Source organism: Geminocystis sp. M7585_C2015_104 (assembly GCA_015295805.1).
In the GTDB taxonomy this organism is placed as follows: Bacteria; Cyanobacteriota; Cyanobacteriia; order Cyanobacteriales; family Cyanobacteriaceae; genus DVEF01.
In genome coordinates this window covers 1-8297 of sequence record DVEF01000063.1, presented here as the reverse complement: position 1 = coordinate 8297, position 8297 = coordinate 1, and the positions used below count along the sequence as shown (strand labels likewise).

At 43.5% G+C, this 8297-nt stretch carries 7 protein-coding genes; 2 read left to right on the top strand and 5 right to left on the bottom strand.

Annotated features, from left to right (window positions below):
* The 4 genes from IGQ44_07470 to IGQ44_07455 form a co-directional block, all read right to left on the bottom strand.
* On the bottom strand, positions 1–775 hold a 775-nt coding region (locus IGQ44_07470), incomplete at its 3' end, for an FHA domain-containing protein (protein HIK37813.1).
* Positions 768–1049 carry a hypothetical protein gene (locus tag IGQ44_07465; protein ID HIK37812.1) on the bottom strand — a complete coding sequence of 94 codons (282 nt, stop codon included), beginning with the start codon at positions 1047–1049 and terminating at the stop codon, positions 768–770. The genes IGQ44_07465 and IGQ44_07470, both read right to left, overlap by 8 nt.
* Before the next feature lie 1779 nt (positions 1050–2828).
* A complete protein-coding gene (locus IGQ44_07460) occupies positions 2829–4865 on the bottom strand; it encodes a flotillin family protein (GenBank protein HIK37811.1) in 2037 nt (678 codons plus the stop codon).
* A 25-nt stretch (positions 4866–4890) separates the two neighbouring features.
* Entirely contained in the window at positions 4891–5613 is a 723-nt protein-coding gene (locus IGQ44_07455) for a DUF1449 family protein (protein HIK37810.1), read from the bottom strand.
* Positions 5614–5859: 246 nt separating this feature from the next.
* Between IGQ44_07455 and IGQ44_07450 the strand changes: the two genes are divergently transcribed.
* Positions 5860–6603: a hypothetical protein gene (locus tag IGQ44_07450; protein ID HIK37809.1), complete on the top strand. Its 744-nt coding sequence runs from the start codon at positions 5860–5862 to the stop codon at positions 6601–6603.
* Between the two features lie 193 nt (positions 6604–6796).
* Positions 6797–7834, top strand: coding sequence for a class II fructose-bisphosphatase (glpX, locus tag IGQ44_07445; GenBank protein ID HIK37808.1), 1038 nt, complete (start codon positions 6797–6799; stop codon positions 7832–7834).
* Positions 7835–7889: 55 nt separating this feature from the next.
* Here the strand turns inward: glpX and IGQ44_07440 are convergent.
* Positions 7890–8297: oxidoreductase (locus tag IGQ44_07440; protein HIK37807.1), on the bottom strand; the 408-nt coding region annotated here is incomplete at its 5' end.

Below are 8297 nucleotides of genomic sequence, written 5' to 3'. Positions count from 1 at the left end.
GGGTTATATTCTTGGCGTCTAGACGGATAGTGTCACCCGTGTCAGCGGTTAACAGCCTATCTCTTTCAAATACAAAGGTATAGGGGACAATTCTAATTACCACCCCAGAGGTTAGGGCAATTCTGCCTTTGATGGGGATACCATTGATGAATACGCCATTAGGACTGTAGTTGGTTAGAATACAGTTGCCTTCTGAGATATATTCAATTACAGCATGTTTACGAGAGACGGTAGGTGCAGACAATACCAAGTCACAATCAGAAGCCCTACCGATGGTGAGGTATCTTCTTTCCCGCAGGTTGATAACGTGAGGCAGTCTCTCTTGTTGTTGTGGTAAGGCGGGGATGTTAATGTTTTCTGGTAGGAGGATTGTCTGGGGTGAGGGGGGAGGTGTTTCCAGTAATACGGTAGCCCCAACGGTTTTTACACTGGCTGGTTCATAGTATTCTATGGTAGCAATGGACTGCAGGCCGCCGCCAATTTTAATCACATCCCCGTGTTTTAAGACGTAACCATCATGGGGGGTAATCAGACAGTTGTTGACATACAGGCGATTGCTACTAGGTTTTGTGCCATCCCCGTCGAAAATGTGATAGTGGTTGTTTATTAGCTTAAAGGTGGCTTGGATGCGGCTATATACATTCCACTCCGCAGGAACTACAAAGTCTGCTACAGAGGCGTCCCTCCCCAAGACGTGTTTTTCTGCTGCTAAAACAAAAGGAGGAATCTTCTCCCCCCGGTTGCTACAGATTATATAGGGGTTTTGTTCATTCATTGGCTTGTCTCCCCAGCCATAGATAAACCAAGTAGCCTACTAGCAATAAGAATACCACGGTAATCGCCAGTTGTATCAGGGATAGGATTATTTTCAACACACTTGCCAACAACAGAAGACTAACCACCCCCACAACTAGTTTACCTGTCGACGGCAGGGAGTTGAAAAATTCCCTTATTGCCTCCAGGATTTGTTTTCTCTCTTCCGGGTTGGGGGAAGACAAGGTGGTTTGTATCTTCTCCAACTTTTTCTGCCACTCTGTCTTGTTTTCCATAAGTCTCACAGTTTTTCAGTTGCAGCTATTTACCCACCTCTATCTTGTCACTATTGTCCTATACTGGAACACACTTATTATAGGTCCCCTGCGGAAAAGTCCTTTTAAGGGGAGGGAGGCTGGAAAATAGTGGGGCATGGTGATTGTATAACAAAAGGGGCAAAAATCAAATCAACCCGGTAACGATGAAGAGAAAAAGGGGAAACCCAAATGACAATGATATATCAAATATATCAAAACAGGAAAAAGGAAAAACTACCACTGTTTCCTGAAGTCAACTGGCTATACTTGGCGGTGCCTGGTTTTGGGAATACAATAAACTTATCCTTTTGAATGGGGCTAGAAATAGAGGGTGTAAACTGGGAAAATAATAGTTAGATAATATGAGGAGAATAAAAAACTAGTCAAAACTCTGATTTATAATGGTATTCGGCAGGGGTTTTATTGTTTGAAACATCTAGGAATGCTCAGTTAACTTTTTTTCACCCAAAACGTGACAAAACATCCTAGCCGCGGACAGAGAACAAAAAGGGCAATAATGCTTTCTCTGTCCTATTTTAGATCATTGGCAGGGCATGATATACCCTAAATCTAAGAAGAGTAAATGCTTTACGCTAACAAATTTAAAATTTTTTTACTCCATCAATATCCGGATATCAATATAGTAAAAGTTAATCTTTACTGGGTTATTATCCCTGGAAATATGCTAAGCAATCTCTTATAAAACGGCAATAAAATTTTCAAAAAAATAAGGTAAAAAGTAGCTATATCTACCAGTAAAGGGCCTTTTAGTCAAATGGGAGGTATTTAAATGTTTATAAATGGCTCCTGGAGAGGGGGACATTAAGAGGAAAAAATAGAAGATAAGGCAGTCTTACTGTTAAAAAGACATGAGGAAGGATATTCCAATACAATGGTGTGAAATCATGGCCTGTACATGGGGAAAATAACCCCTTACAATTGAGGTTTTTCACGTCTGTGAGCTCTTGCCTACTATACAATAGGAGTATCCAATGGGAACATTGACGCGGGTAAACTAACCACGAGAAACCCGTTGAAACGGGCAAGCCAAAATTGGTTTGAATTAACACATCAAGGAGTAGAAGGCATCACAATACTGTTTAAATACAATTAACTAGGTAGAAATAACAATGTCCCCGTTGCACTAACAACAAATCTAACAATAAATAAAGCCTGTAAATAAGGCCTGTGGAGAAGGTAAATCCCCCCAAGAAGGAGAAAAAGGGTAGAAGAAGCCACAGTGAAAGACTATACCCCCCTGTCTTATCGGAATACAGTTGGGTCAATGCTAGCCTCCCTCATCTGTGATATTGTATATGCAGGCTTGTAGTGAGAAATTCTGTGTTATTTCAAAATACATCTTGAAATAAAGACGGGAGCAAGGGAGGAGGTTACCCATGGGGGGAAAAAAATAGTTTTTGTCTCTAGTACTTAGTCTACTGTGCTAGTCACCCGCCTTTGGGAGGGATATTGTAATTCGGTTTCCCCGGGTTAGTTATTGTGGCTGTTACAGTGGTAATATACGTCGCGGAGACAGTTTTATACTCACCCCTTGGTAAAAAGCCAGGCTTCCCCGATTACTAACGAATACGGTGAGAAATATTTAGGGGTTGGCCCGGATAGAGGGGTTTTGCCACCAGACGCCAATCCCGAGACTAACACCCGTGTTTTCCTTTCACACAATTTCCACACAATAGACAAGCCTAAGGTGGGTTTTTAATCTGGCAAATTGGGAGATAGTATCAAAACTAGTTCCTATTAGTTTTCCATTGCCTCGGGGAAGGGGGAGAAGTCGCCAGTTTCTTCTTGTTGGGTTTCCCGTTGAGTTTCGGCTGTCTTGCCATTTTCCTGTTGGGGGGATTGATTTTTCAGCAACTCTTTCATTTGGGCAATTAAATCCCCCAGTTTGCCTTCTTCTAAAAAGCTATTAATCACTGCCAAGCCACTGGTGGAAAGCAATAGTTTTGTTATGTCATTGCCGTTGTGGTTGTGACTATTTGCCGCAATGCCTGGAAAGGCATAAATACGTGCTGCTCCCAGTATACCAGGTTGGGGGGCAAGATACTTCACTATTTCTGGTAGTTTAGGTAGGATTAGGGGCATTGCTTCTTTCAACAGTTGGGCAATACGATTGGCGTCGCTTAGGGCATTTTCTGCTTGGATTAGTGCCAATTTTCCTTCTGCTTCTGCCAAGGCTTTGTATTTGTTGGCGTCGGCAAGAGTGCGGATGGATTCTGCTTCTAATTCTGCCGCTTGACGGGCGATTTCTGCCTGACGACGACGGCGGAAAACCTCAATTTCCACCACATTTTGTTCAGCTATTTTTTGTTTTTCTGCCTCTCTTTCCGCCAAAAGGATAGACAACTTTTTCTCCCTTTCTGCATTTTCTATTTCTCTTGCCGTCTTCACCGCCTCTTCTGCCTGGACTTTTTCTGCTTCTGTTAACAGTCTTTCTTTTTCTTTCAAAGCAATTTTAATAGCCGCTTCTTGTTGTGCTATTTTTGATTCTTCTTCTGCTCGGGCTATGGCAATTTTTGCTTTCAGTTTTGAGGATTCCACTGCTCTTTGACGTTCGATTTCTGCTATTTCTGCTTCCTGGGCTTGTAAAGCTTTTACTACCATTAATTGTTTGTTTCTTTCTTCCAAGGAAATACTCGCTTCTATTTGACTTTGTTGTACTGCCAACTGTTGTTTAATTTTTTCCTCTTCTATTGCCTGTTTTAGTAGAATTTGATTTTTTTCTATTTTTGCTTTTTCTTGATCCCGGGTTTCCTGAATTTCTCTCTCTTTTTGTGCCTTAAGGAACTCGATTTCCTTCATTTGAGACAGCTTGGCTTCTTCTTTTTGTCTAGCGATAGCTAGGGACTGTTTCTCGGCCTCTAACTCTCGTTGTTCGATAGCTATTTTGGTGTTTAATTCTAACTCTTTTTTCTCCCTTTGGGTTTGCAATTCTACTTCTAATTTTTGGCGGATGGACCTTTGAATTGTTTCTGTGCGGAGACGGACTCCCTGGGCGTCAAAAAAGTTATTTTCGTCGTAGGTGTCGCTTTCTTCTATTTCGGAGATGGCAATGTTGTTGAGAGTTAAACCTACCTTTCTCAAGTCGTGTTGAATGAGATTTAAAACCTCTTCAGCGAAACCCAATTTGTCCGAGTCTATTTCGGCAATAGTCTTCTTCTTAGCCGCCGCGCGGATGGCATCATCAGCACGTTTTTCGATAGCCTCTTTAATGTCTTCTGGAGAAATTTTACCCTGTCTGGAAAGTCTTTGGGCGGCTGTTAAAACAGACTCTTTATCTGCACTTATACACACATAAAAAGTCACCCGCATATTTGCCCTTAAATAATCCCGGGTGCGCACTGCTAAATTGCCTTGTCTGACGACGTCAATGGAGATTTCTCTCAGAGGCACTCTTGTGAGTTGATGGATTCCTGGAATTACGATACAACCCCCATTGAGAATTACTTTTTTCTCCTTACTAAAAAGGCCACCACTACGCACAAATGCCTCGTTGTTGGGGGTCACTACATATACTCTGGTATAAGCCCAAATTGCCACTAGGCCGAGAATTACTAGCACCCCTATTAACACTCCGAAAAAGGTGACACTGCCTCCTGGTAATTGGGCAACTAAGACACTATTATTGCCAGTACTGCTAGTGGGAGAAACGGTGGCGACTGTATGCCCAACAAGGGTATTGGTATTGCCTAATTTTCCACTTTTAGGCATACTGTTATAGTGGGGGTTTATGGCCTTAAGGTCTATTTGTGTTATCAGCTCCAGAAATAATTTCATGGTTTTTCTCCAAATGGTTATAAAGTCAGGTATAATCGGACTGGGAAGTGAGCCATCGGTCTTGATCGGAACTGTCTTTGGCAATAGCTAAATAACAGTGTTCTCTTTTCTCTATGATTATAATTTCTTGTCCTCTAACCGGTACAACTTTTGCCCATTGAGGAAGACAAATAGGGATTGTTACTAGATTCTTGGCAGCATCCATCACATCGGCTTGGGCGATTCGGCCTTCTGTGATATAGGGTACACTCTTGGAGGTAACTTGACCTGTACAACCAATTAGTCTTTCTCCCTCAACTTCCTCACTAAAACTGCTAAAAATTTTGCCAATAGGACGAGACAAAATACTGCCTATCCAAAGACTACAAAGGAGAGAAACAAAAAATATGACAAAGGCAAGAAAACCAGTGGGGAATTTGCCCAAAAACCCTGCCACCATGAAATTTAAAAACCAGCCTATAACACCCCAACTGGAGAAATTGATGGCCAAAAGCAGTATAAGGGGACAATTGCCAACCCCCAACCAGGAAAGAAGGGGAATAAGAGGGGAAAAAATGCCGCCTATTTCGCCTATCTCACCCTCTGTCTCTCCTTCCACATCCGCTTCCATGTCTCCTTCTAGGGCTAAAGGGGCTTCTCCGTCGGTGTCTAGGTCTTCATCGGTGCCGGAGATAATGACTGATAGGAATAAGATAATGCCCATAGCTAGAAAAATCCAATAAACTAGATTTGCCGGGGAGAAAAGCATAGCTACCAGGAAAAACGTCCAAATTAATGGGCAATTATATGGGTTATGACTTAATTTTATCTGCTTTTTTATTGCTTTAGCCTTATCTAAGCATATTAGATTCTGAATTATAACAGTAATCATTAAATCTTTAAGGAGGGAAGAAAAAAGGGGGGACAAACTGTTAAAATCCAGAGAAACAAATTACCCAGGAAACTACCAGAAGAAAACATCGTCTTTTGGCAAGAGGAGACAGAAGAAAACACCATGTTAGGAAAAAAACCCGTATTAGAGAGAATTAAGGAGATAAGTATAATTAGCATTACCCTAGCTGGCTGCTGGCTGAGTCAAACCCCCAAATTGCTAGCACTACCCCAGGATGTGATTATAAACATGCTAAGACCAATTCCAGTATTCACCATTACCAATTCTGAGGGCGCACCTTTGGTTGCCTCTGGTGAAAAAAATGAAAAGGTTGCTGGGGTATTTATCAGCAAACAGGATGCTACTGGTTTTGTGGAAAGGTTGAAGAAGGAGAATCCGGAATTGGGAAAACAAGTAAAAGTTGTGCCTGTGTCTTTAGGGGAGATTTTCCAGTTGTCGGAAAACAGTGCCAAAAAGGATGGGATTGTATTTGCCTATGTGCCCTCGGAGAAACAGATGCAACAGGCAAAGCAACTTAATCCTCAGTACCAGGGGGGGGTGCCCTTATTTGTTGCTACCATAGGCAAGGATGGGGGTTATCTGACTGTAAAACAGAATAATATGGAGATGATCCCCTTCTTTTTTGAAAAGGAACAAGCCGAACAGTTGATAGCTGAATTCAAGAAGGCACAGCCCCAGCAAGCTAAGGAGACAAAAATAGAGGTGGTGATTTTAGAGGGGGTTATAGAGGCTTTGAAGAAAAACAATGATGAAATGCTAAAGAAAATCGTTTTCTGGCCCTCTAGGGAATCTATTGAGTTTCTCCAGCAGACAACAAACTCTCAAAGTCAGCCACCGCGTAAGTAACCCGGGGTGAGTAACTTATTAAGTTAAACCCTCCAGTCTAAGCCCATCTCGACGGGGGAGTTTTTTTGTTATATTAGGTTTCAATTATTGCCGGAGGAAGGGAAAAAATTTTGGAGGTATTCCCCTCCTCTGATAGACTTTTTGTTAATGAAAAAATTTAGATTAATTAATATACTTTCGGAGGAAGCCAATGATAGAAAGTACTATAGGTTTAGAGATTATAGAGGTAGTGGAGCAGGCGGCGATTGCAGCGGCTAAATGGATGGGGAAGGGCGACAAACACATGGCCGACCATGCGGCGGTAGAGGCTATGCGCGCAAGACTGAATCAAATTCGCATGCGTGGGCGAATTGTTATTGGAGAAGGGGAAAGAGACGAGGCTCCCATGTTATATATTGGAGAGGAGGTAGGACTGTGTACCCGTCCCGATGCTGCCGAACATTGTAATCCAGAAGAATTAGTAGAGATAGACATTGCGGTGGATCCTTGTGAGGGCACAAATCTGGTAGCCTATGGTCAAAATGGTTCCATGGCGGTGCTGGCCATTTCGGAAAAAGGTGGTCTGTTTGCGGCACCTGATATTTACATGAAGAAATTGGCGGCCCCACCAGCAGCCAAAGGGCATGTGGACATAAACAAATCTGCCACAGAAAACCTGAGAATCCTGTCGGAGTGCCTAGGTCGTAGTGTAGAAGAATTAGTAGTAGTGGTAATGGATCGTCCCCGCCACAAGGAGTTAATCCAGGAAATCCGGGAGGCTGGTGCCAGGGTCCGTTTGATTAGTGATGGTGACGTTTCTGCTGCCCTTTCTTGCGCCTTTGCCGGTACCAATATTCACGCCCTCATGGGGATTGGGGCTGCTCCCGAAGGGGTGATCACAGCCGCTGCCATGCGTTGTCTAGGGGCTCACTTCCAGGGTCAATTGGTATATGATCCAGAGGTAGTCAAAACCGGTTTAATTGGCGAAAGCAAGGAAAAAAACATTGCCCGTCTCAAAGAAATGGGCATTGAAGACCCCGATAAGGTTTACTCTGCTGAGGAGTTAGCCTCCGGGGAGACTGTATTCTTTGCCGCCTGTGGCATTACTCCTGGCAGCTTGATGGAGGGGGTTCGTTTCTTCCACGGTGGTGCCCGCACTCAGACGCTGGTGATCTCCAGCCAGTCTAAGACTGCTCGTTTCGTGGACACCATTCACCTGTTTGATCAACCCAAAGTCATTCAATTGAGATAATCCCTAACAGGGGCGTAGGGGCGTGTTATCCCCCTATACGCCCTTTTTCTGCCTATTAGCCGAATTTGAGCATCTCCCTCCCCTCCAGGACGGGTTTTTCACCCCTCAGGAGAGGGAAGATGGCGTCTCTGATTCTGTCAGCCGAGGGGGGGCACCCGGGTAGATATAAGTCCACATCTATGTAGTAGTGGAGGGGCTGTACCTTGTCCAATAGTTTTGGCACAATGCCTGGTTCTTTGGGGATTTGCTTTCCGTAGTCACTCAGTTCTACATAACACCTACGCAATACCGGGTCTGCCCCGTTTAACATGTTGCGCATGGTGGGGACATTGCCCAAAACGGCACAATCGCCGAAGGAGACGACGAATTTGGTGTTGCGTCTTACTTTTAGGGCTAATTCTAGGTTTTCCTCATTGGCCACTGCCCCTTCCACCAAACAGATGTCCACATTTTCGGGATAGGT